11 protein-coding genes are annotated in these 15,453 nt (G+C 66.7%); 6 read left to right on the plus strand and 5 right to left on the minus strand.

What is annotated here, in order from left to right; genetic code table 11:
* Positions 1-143 precede the first annotated feature (143 nt).
* Entirely contained in the window at positions 144-983 is an 840-nt protein-coding gene (locus AC0KXH_RS17515; protein WP_488223784.1) for a 23S rRNA (adenine(2030)-N(6))-methyltransferase RlmJ, read from the minus strand.
* Positions 984-1,121: 138 nt separating this feature from the next.
* Here AC0KXH_RS17515 and AC0KXH_RS17520 point away from each other — a divergent pair, with 138 nt between their 5' ends.
* A complete protein-coding gene (locus AC0KXH_RS17520; protein ID WP_488223785.1) occupies positions 1,122-2,165 on the plus strand; it encodes an NAD(P)H-dependent flavin oxidoreductase in 1,044 nt (347 codons plus the stop codon).
* Here the strand turns inward: AC0KXH_RS17520 and fni are convergent, their stop codons facing one another.
* Positions 2,166-3,206: a type 2 isopentenyl-diphosphate Delta-isomerase gene (gene fni / locus AC0KXH_RS17525; protein ID WP_041108250.1), complete on the minus strand. Its 1,041-nt coding sequence runs from the start codon at positions 3,204-3,206 to the stop codon at positions 2,166-2,168.
* A gap of 134 nt (positions 3,207-3,340) precedes the next feature.
* On the opposite strand from fni, the gene AC0KXH_RS17530 reads away from it, so the two are divergent.
* The 5 genes from AC0KXH_RS17530 (at position 3,341) to AC0KXH_RS17550 (ending at position 12,778) form a co-directional block, all read left to right on the plus strand.
* Positions 3,341-5,143, plus strand: a complete 1,803-nt coding sequence (locus AC0KXH_RS17530; RefSeq protein WP_488223786.1) for an acyl-CoA dehydrogenase — start codon at positions 3,341-3,343, stop codon at positions 5,141-5,143.
* 151 nt (positions 5,144-5,294) lie between these two features.
* On the plus strand, positions 5,295-7,040 hold the full coding sequence (locus AC0KXH_RS17535) for a potassium/proton antiporter (protein ID WP_041108253.1): 1,746 nt from the start codon (positions 5,295-5,297) through the stop codon (positions 7,038-7,040).
* Positions 7,041-7,130: 90 nt separating this feature from the next.
* Entirely contained in the window at positions 7,131-10,430 is a 3,300-nt protein-coding gene (gene mscK, locus AC0KXH_RS17540) for a mechanosensitive channel MscK (RefSeq protein WP_488223787.1), read from the plus strand.
* Between the two features lie 91 nt (positions 10,431-10,521).
* Positions 10,522-11,985 carry a protein adenylyltransferase SelO gene (selO, locus tag AC0KXH_RS17545; protein WP_488223788.1) on the plus strand — a complete coding sequence of 488 codons (1,464 nt, stop codon included), beginning with the start codon at positions 10,522-10,524 and terminating at the stop codon, positions 11,983-11,985.
* A gap of 277 nt (positions 11,986-12,262) precedes the next feature.
* Positions 12,263-12,778: an Hcp family type VI secretion system effector gene (locus AC0KXH_RS17550; protein ID WP_041108256.1), complete on the plus strand. Its 516-nt coding sequence runs from the start codon at positions 12,263-12,265 to the stop codon at positions 12,776-12,778.
* Between the two features lie 71 nt (positions 12,779-12,849).
* Here the strand turns inward: AC0KXH_RS17550 and AC0KXH_RS17555 are convergent, their stop codons facing one another.
* From AC0KXH_RS17555 to AC0KXH_RS17565, 3 genes are read right to left on the minus strand one after another with little or no spacing between them, the layout of a single operon-like run.
* Positions 12,850-14,034 carry a hybrid sensor histidine kinase/response regulator gene (locus AC0KXH_RS17555; protein ID WP_041108258.1) on the minus strand — a complete coding sequence of 395 codons (1,185 nt, stop codon included), beginning with the start codon at positions 14,032-14,034 and terminating at the stop codon, positions 12,850-12,852.
* Positions 14,035-14,037: 3 nt separating this feature from the next.
* The gene (locus AC0KXH_RS17560) at positions 14,038-14,637 is read right to left on the minus strand and encodes a chemotaxis protein CheB (RefSeq protein ID WP_043222303.1); all 600 of its coding nucleotides are present in this window, start codon (positions 14,635-14,637) and stop codon (positions 14,038-14,040) included.
* The gene (locus tag AC0KXH_RS17565; protein ID WP_043222305.1) at positions 14,634-15,452 is read right to left on the minus strand and encodes a CheR family methyltransferase; all 819 of its coding nucleotides are present in this window, start codon (positions 15,450-15,452) and stop codon (positions 14,634-14,636) included. Before AC0KXH_RS17565 ends, AC0KXH_RS17560 begins: the two co-directional genes overlap by 4 nt.
* Position 15,453 lies beyond the last annotated feature (1 nt).

Raw genomic sequence — 15,453 nt, forward strand, 5'->3', positions numbered from 1 at the left:
CGACTTCAGCCCCGTGACGGTGGATGTGAAAAGCGACATCCACCCTACGAATCCAGGCGTCTGCGTAGGCTGGATCGCGCTTTATCGATCCACCGGGTGGCGATCCACCGGGTGGCGATCCAACAGACGGCGCTCTCGGCGGCTCAGGCCTCTTCGATCAGCCAGTCCAGCCGCCAACCGCCCTGGCTCTGCGCCAGGCGTTCGGCCAGCCAGGGCAACAGCTCGCGCAGTTCCTCCTCCAGCCCCCACGGCGGGTTGGCAATGGCCAGGCCCGAACCGGCCAGGCGACTGGCGTCGTCGGCGGGGTGGACGAACAGTTCGGCGCGCAGCAGTTTCGGGGCGCCGCTGCGGGCGAGGTCCTGATAAAAGCGCTTGAGCTGACGCTCGTCCTTGATCGGATACCAGATCACGCCGATGGTCTGGCGCATGCGGCCGAGCGCTTCCTTGAGCGCCGTGACGCATCGGCTCAGTTCGTCGGCCTGTTCGAACGGCGGGTCGATCAGCAGCACCACGCGCTTCTCGCGGGTCGGCATCAGCGCCCGCGGTACATGCCAGCCCTCGCCCCGGTGCACCGCCACGCGGCGGTCGCCGGACATGTTGTCCTTGAGCAGGGCGCCATCCTCGGGGTGCTTCTCGTTGAGCTGCAGGCGATCCTGCTCGCGGGTCAGCTGCCGCGCCAATTCCGGCGAGCCCGGGTAATAGCGCAGCGCGCCGTCCGGGTTGAGCTGGCGGATCACGCCGAGGTAGTCGTCTAGCAGCGCCGGGCGGGTTTCGGCCTGCCAGATGCGAGCGATGCCCTGCAGCCACTCGCCGGTGCGGCTGGCCTGGTCGCCGGCCAGGTCGTAGAGCCCTACGCCGGCGTGGCTGTCGAGGTAGGCCAGCGGGGCCTCCTTGCGCGACAGCAGGGCGAAGATCCGGCTCAGGACGAGGTGTTTGAGCACGTCGGCATGGTTGCCGGCGTGGAAGGCGTGGCGGTAGTTCATCTGATCGCTCCTCGAGAGGCGCGCAGTTTACTCGCGCGGCCCGCCGCTGCGCAGGCCGTTCATGACCGTTGACGTGTCCCTATGGGTAGGCTGCGGCTAGAGTGTCAGGCATATCCACCCATCACCACGGAGCCGACCATGAACCTGCGCGATCTACTTGGCATACAGCACCCCATCATCCAGGCCCCCATGGCCGGCGCCCAGAACCACCAGCTCGCCGCGGCGGTGTGCCAGGCCGGAGGCCTGGGCTCGGTGCCGGCAGGCATGCTCGATGCCGCCGGCCTGGAAACGGAGCTGAGCGCCCTCGAAGCGCTGACCGACCGGCCCTACAACGTCAACTTCTTCTGCCATCAGACTCCGCCGCATGACCCGGCGCGCATCGAAACCTGGCACCGGTTGCTGGCGCCCTATTTCGCCGAATTCGGTGTCGACCCGGCGCAGATCCCCGGCGAGGCGACCCGCCAGCCGTTCGACGCGACGATGGCCGAAGTGCTGGAACGCCATCGGCCGGCACTGATCAGCTTCCATTTCGGCCTGCCAACGCCAGACCTGCTGCAGCGCGCCCGTGCCACCGGCGCCAGGATCGCCTCCAGCGCCACCACGCTCGAAGAAGGCCTCTGGCTACAGGAGCACGGCGTCGACCTGGTGATCGCCCAGGGGCTCGAGGCCGGCGGCCATCGTGGCATCTTTCTCAGCGAAGACCTGACTACCCAGCTCGGCACCTTTGCCCTGTTACCGCAGCTGGTCGCCGCGCTGGATGTTCCGGTGGTGGCCGCCGGCGGCATCGCCGATGCACAGGGAGTGACCGCCGCGCAGGCATTGGGCGCGGCCGGCGTTCAACTCGGCACCGCTTACCTGCTGTGCCCGGAAAGCCGCACCAATGCGCTGCACCGCGCGGCGCTGAAGAGCACGCGTGCCCGGCACACGGCGTTGACCACGGTGTTTTCCGGCCGGCCGGCGCGCGGGATCCTCAACCGCCTCATGCGTGAGCTCGGCCCAATGCCCGACGGTGTGCCGGAGTTCCCCCTGGCCGGCAATGCCATCGCCGCGTTGCGTGCCAAGACCGAGCGTCTCGAGCTGGATCACTGCACGCCGCTATGGGCCGGACAGAACGCCAGCGGTTGCCGGGAAGTCCCGGCCGCCGAGCTGACCCGCGAACTGGCGGCCGGCTGGCGCAGCTGATCAACCGCCCGTATCGATCAGCCGCGCCTGCGCCAGCGCGGCGAGATCGGCCGAGCCGGTGCAGAAGCAGACGACCCGCAACTGCTCGATGACCGCGCGAAAATGCTCGACCACCGCCTCGCTCGACTGCAGCGCGCTTTCCAGCACGGCGGCGGCCTGGGCGACGAGGTTGGCGCCAAGACGGATCGCCTTGGCCGCATCGACGCCGTCACGGATGCCACCGGAGCCGATCAACAAGGCCTCGGGGCAGGCCTGGCGCACCTGGCGAAGCGCCTCGGCCGTGGGAATGCCCCAGTCGACAAAGGCTTCGGCCACCAGCCGCTGCCGCTGATTGGTCGCCCGCGCCGCCTCCACTGCGGCCCAGCTGGTGCCTCCCAGGCCGGCGATATCGAGCGCGGCGACACCCGCATCGAGCAGCCGCCGCGCCACCGCGGGCGACAACCCGCAGCCGACCTCCTTGACCACCAGCGGCACCTCGAGCCGCGGCGCCAGCGCCTCGATGGCGCCGAGCACGCCGCGCCAGTCGCGGTCGCCTCCCGGCTGCACGGCTTCCTGTAACGGGTTGAGGTGGATGATCAGCGCATCGGCCTCGATCATCTCCACCGCCCGCCGCGCCTCGTCCACGCCATATCCCAGCACCAGCTGCGCCGCGCCAATGTTGCCGAGCAGCGGTACGTCCGGCGCCAACCGACGCAGCTCGCGGGTCAGCCCCTGGTTGGCCTCGCCCGCCTCCAGCGCCACCCGCTGCGAGCCCACCGCCAGCGCGATACCAAGCGCCTGTGCGGCCTCGGCCAGATGCCGGTTGATCGCCTCGGCGCGCGCCGCGCCACCGGTCATCGAGCTGATCAGCAAGGGTGCCGCCAGCGGCCGGCCGAACAGCGTGGTACCCAGGTCGATTGCGTCGAGGTCCAGCTCGGGCAAGGCGCAGTGCTCGAAGCGCAACGCTTCGAAGCCCGCGGATGCCGAGGCGCGCCGGCGCGAGGCATCGAGGACGATGTCCAGATGATCGTTCTTGCGCGTGGTCAGCTCGTTGTCGGCCATGTCGTCCTCCTCGGTTACCGCGCAGGATGCCAGAAGAGAGCCGGTTTTATGGCTCCATCACCCGAATGTATGGAGCTAGGCAGCGCGCGCGGGCGCTCCTTAGACTCGGCCGCACAAGAACCGGAGGTGCCACCATGCCCGAGACCCTGATCTGCCAGCGCAACCTGGCATTCGAACTGTACGAAGTGCTGGATGCCGAGGCGCTGACCCGGCGCGAGCGCTTCGCCGAGCACAGCCGCGAGACCTTCGACGCGGCGCTGGGCACGGCGCGCACCATCGCCGAGAAGTACTTCGCCCCGCACAACCGCAAGTCCGACGAGCACGAACCGGTCTACCAGAACGGCGAGGCGGTGCTGATTCCCGAGGTCAAGCCGGCGGTCGATGCCTTTATCGAGGCGGGTTTCCACAACGCCGGGCGCAGCTTCGAGGACGGCGGCATGCAGCTGCCCAACCTGCTGTCGCGCGCCTGCTTCGCGCACTTCCAGTCGGCCAACATCGCCACCAGCTCCTATCCGATGCTGACCATGGGCGCGGCCCACCTGATCGAGGCCTTCGGCTCCGACGAGCAGAAGCGCCTGTTCCTGCAGCCGATGATCGATGGCCGCTTCTTCGGCACCATGGCGCTCACCGAGCCGCACGCCGGCTCCTCGCTGTCGGACATCCGCACCCGCGCCGAACCGGCCGGCGACGGCAGCTATCGCCTGAAGGGCAACAAGATATTCATCTCCGGCGGCGACCACCCGCTGTCGGAAAACATCGTGCACATGGTGCTGGCCAAGCTGCCGGACGCGCCGCCCGGGGTGAAGGGCATCAGCCTGTTCATCGTGCCGAAGTTCCTGGTCAACGACGACGGCAGCCTCGGCAAGCGCAACGATGTGCTGCTCGCCGGGCTGTTCCACAAGATGGGCTGGCGCGGCACCACCAGCACCGCGCTGAACTTCGGCGACAACGGCGAGTGCGTCGGTTATCTGGTCGGCGAGCCGCACAAGGGCCTGGCCTACATGTTCCAGATGATGAACGAGGCGCGCATCGGCGTCGGCATGGGCGCGATCATGCTCGGCTACGCCGGCTACCTCTACTCGTTGAACTACGCCCGCGAGCGACCCCAGGGGCGCCTGCCGGACGGCAAGGACCCGGCTTCGGCGCAGGTGGCGATCATCGAGCACACCGACGTCAAGCGCATGCTTCTACTGCAGAAGGCCTATGTCGAAGGCGCTTTCGACCTCGGCCTGTACTCGGCGCGGCTGGTCGACGACGAAATGACCGCCGAGAGTGAGCAAGAGCGGCGCAACGCGGGCGAGCTGCTCGACCTGCTCACCCCCATCGTCAAGTCCTGGCCCTCGGAGTTCTGCCTCAAGGCCAACGAACTGGCGATCCAGATCCTCGGCGGCCATGGCTACACCCGTGAATACCCGGTGGAACAGTACTACCGCGACAACCGTCTTAATCCGATCCACGAAGGCACCCACGGCATCCAGTCGCTGGACCTGCTCGGCCGCAAGCTGATGCAGAACAAGGGTGCCGGCCTGCGCCAGCTGCTCGGGCTGATCCAGGCCTGCTGCGCACGCGCCGCCGAATACGACTCGCTGACCGCACTGCGCCAGCCGCTGGAGCAGCACCTCGCCGGCCTGACCCGCGTGACCCAGGCGCTGCTCGGCGATCTGATGGCCGGCAAGGTCAACCAGACCCTGGCCAACTCGGCGCTGTACCTGAAGGTCTTCGGCCATGCCGTGGTTGGCTGGCGCTGGCTGGAACAGGCGATCCGCGCCGAGCAGGGCCTGGCCGGCGGCCAGCCGGCGGACGCCGATTTCTACCGTGGCAAGTTGCAGGCGGCGCGCCTGTTCCTCACCTGGGAAGTCCCGGCATGCGCGTCGGAGCTTGCCCTTCTCGAGGCGCGCGACGACACTTGCCTCGCCATGCAGGACGCCTGGTTCTAGCATCGACGAGCCCTCCACCCGAAGCGCCCCGCCGATGCGGGGCGTTTTTTTGACTGTCCGTCAAAACATCGGGTTACAATCACTGGCACGTCTCATGCATAACCAGCCGTTAGCATGATCGCGGCCAGTCAGTATCTATCGGAGCGCTCATTTGGACGTCGGCAACATCAACCACCTGTTTTTCATTGGTGCCTTGTTGGTTGCGGCAAGCATTCTGATGAGTTCGCTATCGGCCAAGCTCGGCGTCCCCATCCTCGTCATCTTTCTCGCTGTCGGCATGCTGGCCGGTGTCGATGGCGTCGGCGGCATCGTCTTCAACGACTATCAGCTAGCCTTTGTGATCAGCAACCTGGCGCTGGCGGTGATCCTTCTCGACGGCGGCATGCGTACACGCACCGCGACCTTCCGCGTCGCGCTCAAACCGGCGTTTTCCCTGGCGACGCTGGGCGTGGCGATCACCTCCGGCCTGACCGGCCTGGCCGCCGCCTGGTTATTCGAGCTGCCCTTGCTGCAGGGCCTGCTGATCGGCGCGATCGTCGGCTCCACCGACGCTGCCGTGGTGTTCAACCTGCTCAACGGCAAGGGGCTGAACGAGCGGGTCGGCTCGACGCTGGAGATCGAATCGGGCAGCAACGACCCCATGGCCATGTTCCTGACCGTGGCGCTGATCGACATGCTGCTGGCCGGCCAGACCGGCTTCAGCTGGGACTTCCTGCTCAAGCTGGTCCAGCAGTTCGGCATCGGTACGCTGCTCGGCCTGGCCGGTGGCTGGTTGCTGCTGCAACTGATCAACCGTCTTTCGGTAGCCGACGGGCTCTATCCGCTACTGGCGGTGGCCGGCGGCCTGATGATCTTCGCCCTGTCCAGCGCGGTCGGCGGCAGCGGCATCCTGGCGATCTACGTCTGCGGCCTGCTGCTGGGCAACCGGCCGATCCGCAACCGGCATGGCATCCTGCACATGTTCGACGGCCTGGCCTGGCTCAGCCAGATCGGCATGTTCCTCGTGCTCGGCCTGCTGCTCACGCCCAGCGATCTGTTGCCGATCGCCGTGCCGGCATTGGCGCTGTCGCTGTGGATGATCCTTTGCGCCCGCCCGCTCGCGGTGTTCGTCAGCCTGCTGCCGTTTCGCAGCTTCCATCTGCGCGAGCGGCTGTTCATATCCTGGATCGGCCTGCGCGGCGCCGTGCCGGTGATCCTGGCGGTGTTCCCGCTGATGGCCGGGCTGGAAAATGCCCAGCTGTTCTTCAACGTGGCGTTCTTCATCGTGCTTGTGTCGTTGCTGCTTCAGGGCTCGACGCTGGCGTGGGCGGCGAAAAAGGCCAAGGTCGAGGTTCCACCCTCGCCTCTGCCGATCTCGCGTACCGGCCTGCAGGTCCATACCACCAGCCAGTGGGAGCTGTTCATCTACCGCTTGAGCGCCTCCAAATGGTGCGTCGGCGCCGCCCTGCGCGAACTGAAGATGCCGCCGGGCACCCGCATCGCCGCGCTGTTTCGTGGTACCGAGCTGCTGCACCCGTCCGGCAGCACGCGGCTGCAGGTCGGCGACATCCTCTGCGTGATCGGCCATGAAGAAGACCTGCCGGCGCTCGGCAAGCTGTTCAGCCAGGCGCCCAAGCGGGGCCAGGACATGCGTTTCTTCGGCGACTTCATCCTCGAAGGCGAGGCCGAACTCAGTGCCCTTGCGGCGCTGTACGGGCTCAAGCTCGGCGAGGTCGATGGCAGTCGCCAGATCGGCCGCTTCCTTGCCGAGCAGATCGGCGGCCAGCCGGTGGTCGGCGACCAGGTCGAGTGGAACGGCCTGACCTGGACGGTCGCGGCAATGGAGGGCGGCGAGGTTCGCAAGGTCGGCCTGCGCTTCCCCGAAGGCGAGAAACCCGGCCCTCAACTGCTGCTGTGAACCAACCGGATTGCGGTTGATCTTACGGGCTCGCGCTGCCCCGGCGCAGCCCGTAGACTCATCGCTCGTTCGACCTCCCAGATGGCATTCATGGCTCCCTTGCGCACGTTCCTGCTGGCCCTCCTGCTCACCCTGTCCGCCTTCGCGCCAGGTCTGCAGGCACAGCCGCTCGACGCCCTGAGCGGCAACCAGGCAAGCGCCGAAAGCGAGAGCAAGCCGGCCCAGCCGAGCCTCACCGAGCAGGCCCAACAGCAGCAGGACCAGGCCGCGACCAGCGCCCAGCAGCTCGAGGACCTCAAGCGCCTGCTCGCCCAGGCGCCGCGCGAGATCGAAACGGCGCAGCGCGACCTCGGCAAGCTCAAGGCCGGGCCGACGCCCGACCCGGCCAAACGCCATGCCGGGCTTTCGGTCGAGGCGCTGGAGCAGCGCCTGGCGCAGCGCCTGACCGAGCTGTCGGACTGGCAGAAGCAGCTGACTGAAGCGAACAGCCTGATCATCACCGCACAGACCCGCCCGGAGCGGGCGCAGTCGCAGATCGCCAATGCCCAGTCGCGTATCCAGACGCTCAATGCGCAGCTGAAAAGCGGGCGCGACAACGGCAAGGCGCTCAGCGACGAGCAGCGCGCACTGATCGAGGCCGAAATCGCCGCGCTCACTGCGCAGATCGAGCTGCGCCGGCAGGAACTGGCCGGCAACAGCCTGTTGCAGGACCTCGGCAAGGCGCGCCGGGATCTGCTGGCCGAGCGTATCGCACGGGCCGAGCAGGAAGCGCAGGCCCTGCAGGCGCTGATCAACGAGAAGCGCCGCGCCGAATCCGAGCAGACCGTCGCCGAGTTGTCGGCCAAGGCCCAGCAGGCCGGCTCCGACAAGCTGCTGGCCGCCGAAAGCGCCGAGAACCTGAAACTCTCCGACTACCTGCTGCGCGCCACCGAGCGGCTCAATGCGCTGAACCAGGAGAACCTGCGCGCGCGCCAGCAGCTGGACACGCTGACGCAGACCGACCGCGCGCTGGAGGAACAGATCGCCGTGCTCGAGGGCAGCCTGCTGCTGTCGAAGATCCTCTATCAGCAGAAGCTGAACCTGCCCAAGGTGCAGCTGGACAAGAACCTCGCTGACGAAATCGCCGACCTGCGCCTCTACCAGTTCGAGCTGAACCAGGCGCGCGACCGCGCCGGCAACCCACAGAGTTATGTCGACAAGCTGCTTGCCGACCAGCCGGCCGAGCAGGTGACCCCGGAGCTGCGCGCCGCCCTGCTCGACCTGGTGCGCACCCGCAGCGAACTGCTCGACCGCCTGAACCGCGAACTCAATGCCCTGCTCAATGAGTCGATCACCCTGCAGCTGAACCAGAAGCAGCTGCACGACACCGCGCGGGCGCTCAGCGCGACGCTCGACGAGCAGATGTTCTGGATCCCGAGCAACAAGCCGCTGGACTTCAGCTGGCTGGCCAGCGCCCCGCAGCGCCTCGAGCGCCAGCTCGGCAGCATTCCCTGGGCCGCGGTGGTGAGCGAGCTGGGCGCCGGGCTCAAGGAACGCCCGCTGCTGTTCCTGCCCTTGCTGCTGTCGATCGCCGTGCTGCTCTGGCGGCGCCGGGCGATCAACGCCAAGCTCGACGCACTGAGCCGCGACATCGGCCATTTCCGCAACGACAGCCAGCTGCACACGCCGCTGGCGTTGCTGCTCAATGTGCTGCTGGCGCTGCCCGGCGCGCTGTTGCTGGCGCTATGTGGCTATCTGCTGCAGATCGATGCGCGCGGCCAGAACCTCGGGCTGGGCGCGGCGCTGTACCAGATGGCGCAGGCCTGGCTGGTGTTCTACACCGCCTACCGAATGCTCTCGCCAGGCCGCGTGGCCGAGCTGCATTTCCGCTGGTCGCATCCGCAGGTGGCCTTTCTGCGCAACGAGATCCGTCGACTGGGCCTGGTCGTACTGGCGCTGGTGGTAGTGGTCAGCATCGCCGAGCAGCAACCGGCCAATCTTGCCGACGACGTGCTCGGCCTCGTCGTGGTGCTGACCTGCTATGCACTGATGAGCTGGCGTCTGATGCGCATCCTGCTCAAGGGGCCGGCCACCGAGAACGCGCCGCCGGCGCGGCTGTTCCTCGGCGTGCTGTTCAGCCTGCTGCCGCTGGCGCTGATCGTGGTCGTCGGGCTCGGTTACTACTACACCGCGCTCAAGCTCACCGACCGCCTGATCGACACGCTCTACCTGATGATGATCTGGGTGGCCCTGGAGGCGACGCTGGTGCGCTCGCTGACCATCGCCGCGCGCCGCCTGGCCTACCAGCGCGCCGTGGCCAAGCGCCAGGCAGCCGAGGAGAACGGCACCGCGGAGCAGCCCGAAACCATCGAGGAACCGGGGCTGGATATCGAGGAAGTCAACCAGCAGTCGCTGCGCCTGACCCGCCTGGCCACCTTTGGCCTGTTCCTGGTGGCGCTGTACTGGGTCTGGTCGGATCTGATCTCGGTGGTCTCCTACCTGGACAACGTCACGCTCTACGAATACACCAGCGGCACCGGCGAGGCCCTCAGCACCTCGACGATCAGCCTCAACGACCTGCTCGGCGCCCTGGCGGTGGCCTTCATCACCGTGATCCTGGCGCGCAACCTGCCGGGCCTGCTCGAGGTTCTGGTGCTCTCGCGCATGCGCCTGGCGCCGGGCAGCGCCTACGCCACCGGCACGCTGCTGTCCTACACCCTGGTCGGCACCGGCATCGTCTCCACGCTGTCCACGCTCGGGGTCAGCTGGGACAAGCTGCAATGGCTGGTGGCGGCGCTCTCGGTGGGCCTGGGCTTCGGCCTGCAGGAGATCTTCGCCAACTTCGTCTCCGGCCTGATCATCCTGTTCGAGAAGCCGGTGCGCATCGGCGACGTGGTGACCATCGGCAACCTCTCCGGCACGGTCAGCCGCATCCGCATCCGCGCGACGACCATCACCGATTTCGACCACAAGGAAATCATCGTTCCGAACAAGACCTTCGTCACCGACCAGCTGCTCAACTGGTCGCTGAGCGATACCGTCACCCGCGTCACCCTGCGCATCGGCGTGCGCTTCGGCTCGGACCTCGAACGGGTCCGCGAACTGCTGTTCGCCGCCGCGCGTGAAAACCCGCGGGTGTTGAAGGACCCGGAGCCACAGGTATTCTTTCTCAACTTCGGCGAGAGCCGGCTGGAACACGAGCTGCGCCTGCACGTGCGCGACCTTGGCGACCGCAACCCGGTGATCGACGAGATCAACCGGCGCCTGGACCGCGAGTTCCGCGAGCAGGGCATCGTCATCGCCTTCCGCCAGCTCGACGTGCACCTGAAGGACCGCAACGGCCATGAGCTGAACCTGCCGCAGCCGCAGGCCGTGCCGATCTCGGCCAGCGAACCCCGCGGGATCGAATAGGCCTAAGCTTCAAATCACCTGAAACGCGGAACCGCTCGCCCGGCGGGCGTTCCGCCACGTCGCCGACACCAGCGGCGGCACGGAGCCGCGAGTGAAGACCCTGACCGAACTGCATTTCGACAACCGTTTCGCCCGCCTGGGCGACACCTTTTCCACGGCGATCGAGCCGCAACCGCTGAACGACCCGCAACTGGTGGTCGCCAGCCGCTCGGCGATGGCCCTGCTCGATCTGCCAGCGGACGAAGCCGAACAGCCGCTGTTCACGCAGCTGTTCTCCGGACACAAGATCTGGGCCACCGCCGAGCCGCGGGCGATGGTCTACTCCGGCCACCAGTTCGGCGCCTACAACCCGCAGCTGGGGGACGGTCGCGGCCTGCTGCTCGGCGAAGTGGTCAACGAAGCCGGGCAGTACTGGGACCTGCACCTCAAGGGAGCCGGCCTGACGCCCTACTCGCGCATGGGCGACGGCCGTGCCGTATTGCGTTCATCGATTCGCGAGTTTCTCGCCAGTGAGCACCTGCACGCGCTGGGCATTCCCAGCAGCCGGGCGCTGTGCGTGACCTCCTCGAGCACGCCGGTCTACCGCGAGCGCCCCGAACGCGGCGCCATGCTGCTGCGCCTGGCGCAGAGCCATGTGCGCTTCGGCCACTTCGAATTCTTCTACTACACGCGCCAGCACGACGCCCTGCGCGAGCTGCTCGATCACGTGCTCGGCGCGCACTTCGCCGAGTGCCTGGAACATCCCGAGCCGTATCGGGCGTTCTTCCGCGAGGTGCTCGAACGCACCGCGACGCTGATCGCCTACTGGCAGGCCTACGGCTTCTGCCACGGGGTGATGAACACCGACAACATGTCGATTCTCGGCATCACCTTCGACTTCGGGCCCTACGCCTTTCTCGATGATTTCGATGCGCGTTTCATCTGCAATCACTCCGACGATGCCGGACGCTACGCCTTCGAGAACCAGGTGCCGATCGCCCACTGGAACCTCGCCGCGCTGGCGCAGGCCCTGACTCCCTTCGTCGAGGTCGCCGCGCTGCAGGAGACCATGGCGCTGTTCCTGCCGCTCTACGAGGCGCAGTGGCTCGACCTGATGCGCCGCCGCCTGGGCCTGACCCGTGCCGAGGAAGCCGACAAGGCGCTGGTGCAGACACTGCTCGGGCTGATGCAGGGCAGCCACGTGGACTACACCCGATTCTTCCGCGAACTCGGCGACAGCGAGCCGGAGCAGGCGCTGCGACGGCTGCGCGAGGACTTCGTCGACCTCAGCGGGTTCGACCGCTGGGCCGAGGCCTATCGCGCCCGCGTGGCCGCCGAGGAGCAGCTCGACCAGGCCTCGCGGCAGGCGCGCATGCACGCGGTCAACCCGCGCTACGTGCTGCGCAACTACCTGGCCCAGCAGGTGATCGAGGCTGCCGAACGTGGCGATTACGCGCCGGTGCGCGAGCTGCACGAGGTACTCAGCCGCCCGTTCGACGAGCAGCCCGGCCGTGAGCGCTACGCCGAACCACCACCGGAGTGGGGCAAGCATCTGGCGATCAGCTGCTCATCCTGACTGTGCCAGTTGTTGCGCAACCGACCCCGCCGCCGCCCTAGAAGAAAAGGCCGCCAACGCCGCCCGGCGCGGGGCGGCGGCCGTGTGCGCAGCTTTCCGCCGCCGCTGCGCAATGGCTTGCACAATGACATGCGAAGCGCTGCACAGCAGGTGCGCAGCCGCCTCGACGCAAAAAGCCTAACCAACTGATATATATACGATTTTTCAAAACAGGCATGACACTTGATTGAGTCTTGTCGCCACTCTGGCAACGACCCTACAAGCAAGGAGAGCACTCATGCCAACACCCGCGTACCTGTCCCTCGAAGGCACCAAGCAAGGCCTTATCACGGCCGGCACCTTTACCGAGGACTCGGTCGGCAACATTTTCCAGGAAGGACACGAAGACCAGATCCTGGTGCAGGCCTTTCAGCATCAGGTCATCATCCCGCGCGACCCGCAGTCGGGCCAGCCCACCGGCCAGCGCGTGCACAAGCCGCTGATGATCACCAAGGTGTTCGACAAGTCGTCGCCGCTGATCTTCAACGCCCTGACCTCCGGCGAGCGCCTGTCCAAGTGCCGCCTGGAGTGGTACCGCACCTCGGCCACCGGAACCCAGGAGCACTACTACACCATCGAACTGGAAGATGCGGTGATCGTTGACGTGCAGTCGCGCATGCCGAACTGCCAGGACCCGAACATGGCGCACTTCACGCATCTGGAAGACGTCTACTTCACCTACCGCAAGATCGTCTGGACCCACGAGGTCTCCGGCACCTCCGGCTCGGACGACTGGCGCGCGCCGATCGTCTGACCCGCGCCGCGCCACCGGGCCCGTCCGGTGGCGCGGCTTTGCCGCTGGCCGGGGAACGACCGCGGCGAGCACTAGACCGGCAGGGTCACCCTGAACAGCGAACCCTTGCCCTCCTCGCTTTCCACCTGAATCCGCCCGCCATGGGCCTTGACGATCTGTTCGGCGATGTACAGCCCGAGCCCGAGCCCGGCACTGCACTCGCTGCCCTCGGCACGCTCGAACTGCTGGAAGATGCGCGACAGGCTTTTCGCACTGATGCCGATGCCGTGATCGCGGACCTGGATGCAGGCGCCGTCCGGCACTCGCGATACGCTCACCTGCACCGGCTTGCCGGCGCCATAGCGCATCGCATTGGTCAGCAGGTTGGCCACCACCTGTTCGATACGGAATCCGTCCCAGACCCCGACGATCGGCTCGCACTGCTGGTACTGCAGGCTGCAGCCCTTGGCCTCCATCTGCGGGGCGAAGTTTTCCACCACGTTGCCCACCAGGCCGACCAGATCGACCTCGTGCGGGCGGATCGACAGCTTGCCGGTGCGGATGCGCGAGACATCCAGCATGTCGTCGATCAGGCGGATCAGGCTCTGTACCTGGCGCTCGTCCTTGTCGACCATGCTGCGCAGCTTGTCCTCGGTGAACGCCGCGAAGTTGTTGCGTGCCAGCTGCATCCGGCGTAGCTGCACCTCGAGGATCAGCGTGTTGAGCGGCGTCTTCAGTTCGTGCGAGACGATCGACATGAAGTCATCGCGCATGCGGATGGCGCTTTCCAGCTCGGCCTGGGTGCTGCGCAGTTCATCGAGCAGCACCTCCTGCTCGCGGCGGCTCTTTTCCAGCGCCTCGAGCTGACGCGAAAGCGCCTTGCGGCTGCGGTACAGATCGACGAATACGTTGACCTTGCTGCGCACCGCATGGGCATCCAGCGGCTTGTGCAGGAAGTCCACCGCCCCGCTCTCGTAGCCCTTGAAGGCATAGTTCAGCTCGCGCCCGGCGGCGCTGACGAAGACGATGGGGATCTGCTTGGTGCGCTCGGTGCCGCGCATCAGTTCGGCCAGCTGGAAGCCGTCCATGCCCGGCATCTGCACGTCGAGAATGGCCAGGGCGAACTCGTGCCTGAGCAGCAGCTCGAGCGCCTGTTCGGCCGATTCGGCCTGGTGCACGCGAATGCCCGGCATCTGCAGCAGGGCGCCCAGTGCCAGCAGGTTCTCCGGCAGGTCGTCGACGATCAGCAGGTTTGCCTCAACGGTGTGGTCGGGCATCGGTCACTCCAGTTCGCGCAACAGCTGGTGGATGTCGCGCAGGGGCAGTAGGTAATCCGGCGCGAAGCGCTGGAGTGCGGCACGAGGCATGGTGTCGACCTCGGCCTCGGCAGGATCCTGAACGATGGTCAGACCACCGGCGTGATGGATCGCCGCCAGGCCGGCGGCGCCATCCTCGTTGGCACCGGTCAAAAGGATGCCAAGCAATGCGGGACCCAGGGCGTCGGCCGCCGATTCGAACAGCACGTCGATCGACGGACGGGAAAAATGCACGGCGTCATCCTGACTCAGCGAGAGGCTGCGGTCGCTCTCGAGCAGCAGGTGATAGCCGGGGGGAGCAAAATACAGCGTTGCCGGCCGCAGTGCCTCCTTTTCGTCGGCTTCCTTGACCCGCAGCCCGGTCTTGCGCTGAAAGATCTCGGCAAGCTGCGTCGGTGTGCCGGCCGGTACGTGCTGGACCACCAGGATCGGCAGCGGAAAGTGGCTGCTCAGCCCGCTGACCAGACGGCTGAGCGCCGCCAGACCACCGGCCGAGGTACCGATGACCACGGCTTCGAGGGGCGGCTCACGGCCGGCGAGAGAGGCGACGATCACGCGGTTCATAGCTTGCGGAAGATCCGCTCCTGCTTGTCGAAAGGCTCGTAGAGATCGGCGCAACCGGAGAACTCGACGGTCTCCTTGCTGCCCAGCCCGAGGAAGCCACGGTGGCAAAGCGATTCGTGAAACAGGCCAAAGGCCCGATCCTGCAGCGGTTTATTGAAATAGATCAGTACGTTGCGGCAGGAAATCAGCTGGGTTTCGGAGAATACGCTGTCGGTCGCCAGGCTGTGGTCCGCGAAGGTGACATTTTCCTTCAGGCTCTTGTCCATGATCGCCGAGTCATACGCGGCGGTGTAGTAATCGGCAAAGCTGCGCTTGCCGCCGGCGCGCTGGTAGTTCTCGGTGTACTGCCGCAGGTGCTTGATCGGAAAGATTCCCTGGCGGGCGCGCTCCAACGACTGCGGATTGATGTCGGTGGCGTAGAGGATGGTGCGCTCGAGCAGGCCTTCCTCGCGCAGCAGGATCGCCAGCGAATAGACCTCCTCGCCCGTGCTGCACCCGGCCACCCACACCTTCAGCGATGGATAGGTGCGTAGCAGAGGCACCACCTGCTCGCGCAGCGCGAGGAAATAGCCGGGGTCGCGGAACATGTCGCTGACCGGGATCGTCAGGTACTGCAGCAGCTCCATGAACGCCGTCGCGTCATAGAGAATGCGCCGCTGCAGCTCGGACACGTTCTCGCAGCGCATCTGCCGCAGCGCCAGCAGCACGCGGCGCTTCATCGAGGCGGCCGAGTACTCGCGAAAGTCATAGCTGTACTTGAGGTAGATCGCCTCGATCAGCAGCTTGAGCTCGATCTCCATGGTGCGGTCGGGCATT

The sequence above is a fragment of the Stutzerimonas sp. CXK-1 genome, from assembly GCF_057738225.1.

Bases quoted from the DNA above. Each gene is read 5' to 3' on its own strand.
- AC0KXH_RS17515 (WP_488223784.1), bottom strand. From the start codon at position 983: ATGAACTACCGCCACGCCTTCCACGCCGGCAACCATGCCGACGTGCTC.
- AC0KXH_RS17520 (WP_488223785.1), top strand. From the start codon at position 1,122: ATGAACCTGCGCGATCTACTTGGCATACAGCACCCCATCATCCAGGCC.
- fni (WP_041108250.1), bottom strand. From the start codon at position 3,206: ATGGCCGACAACGAGCTGACCACGCGCAAGAACGATCATCTGGACATC.
- AC0KXH_RS17530 (WP_488223786.1), top strand. From the start codon at position 3,341: ATGCCCGAGACCCTGATCTGCCAGCGCAACCTGGCATTCGAACTGTAC.
- mscK (WP_488223787.1), top strand. From the start codon at position 7,131: ATGGCTCCCTTGCGCACGTTCCTGCTGGCCCTCCTGCTCACCCTGTCC.
- AC0KXH_RS17550 (WP_041108256.1), top strand. From the start codon at position 12,263: ATGCCAACACCCGCGTACCTGTCCCTCGAAGGCACCAAGCAAGGCCTT.
- AC0KXH_RS17555 (WP_041108258.1), bottom strand. From the start codon at position 14,034: ATGCCCGACCACACCGTTGAGGCAAACCTGCTGATCGTCGACGACCTG.
- AC0KXH_RS17560 (WP_043222303.1), bottom strand. From the start codon at position 14,637: ATGAACCGCGTGATCGTCGCCTCTCTCGCCGGCCGTGAGCCGCCCCTC.
- AC0KXH_RS17565 (WP_043222305.1), bottom strand. From the start codon at position 15,452: ATGCCCGACCGCACCATGGAGATCGAGCTCAAGCTGCTGATCGAGGCG.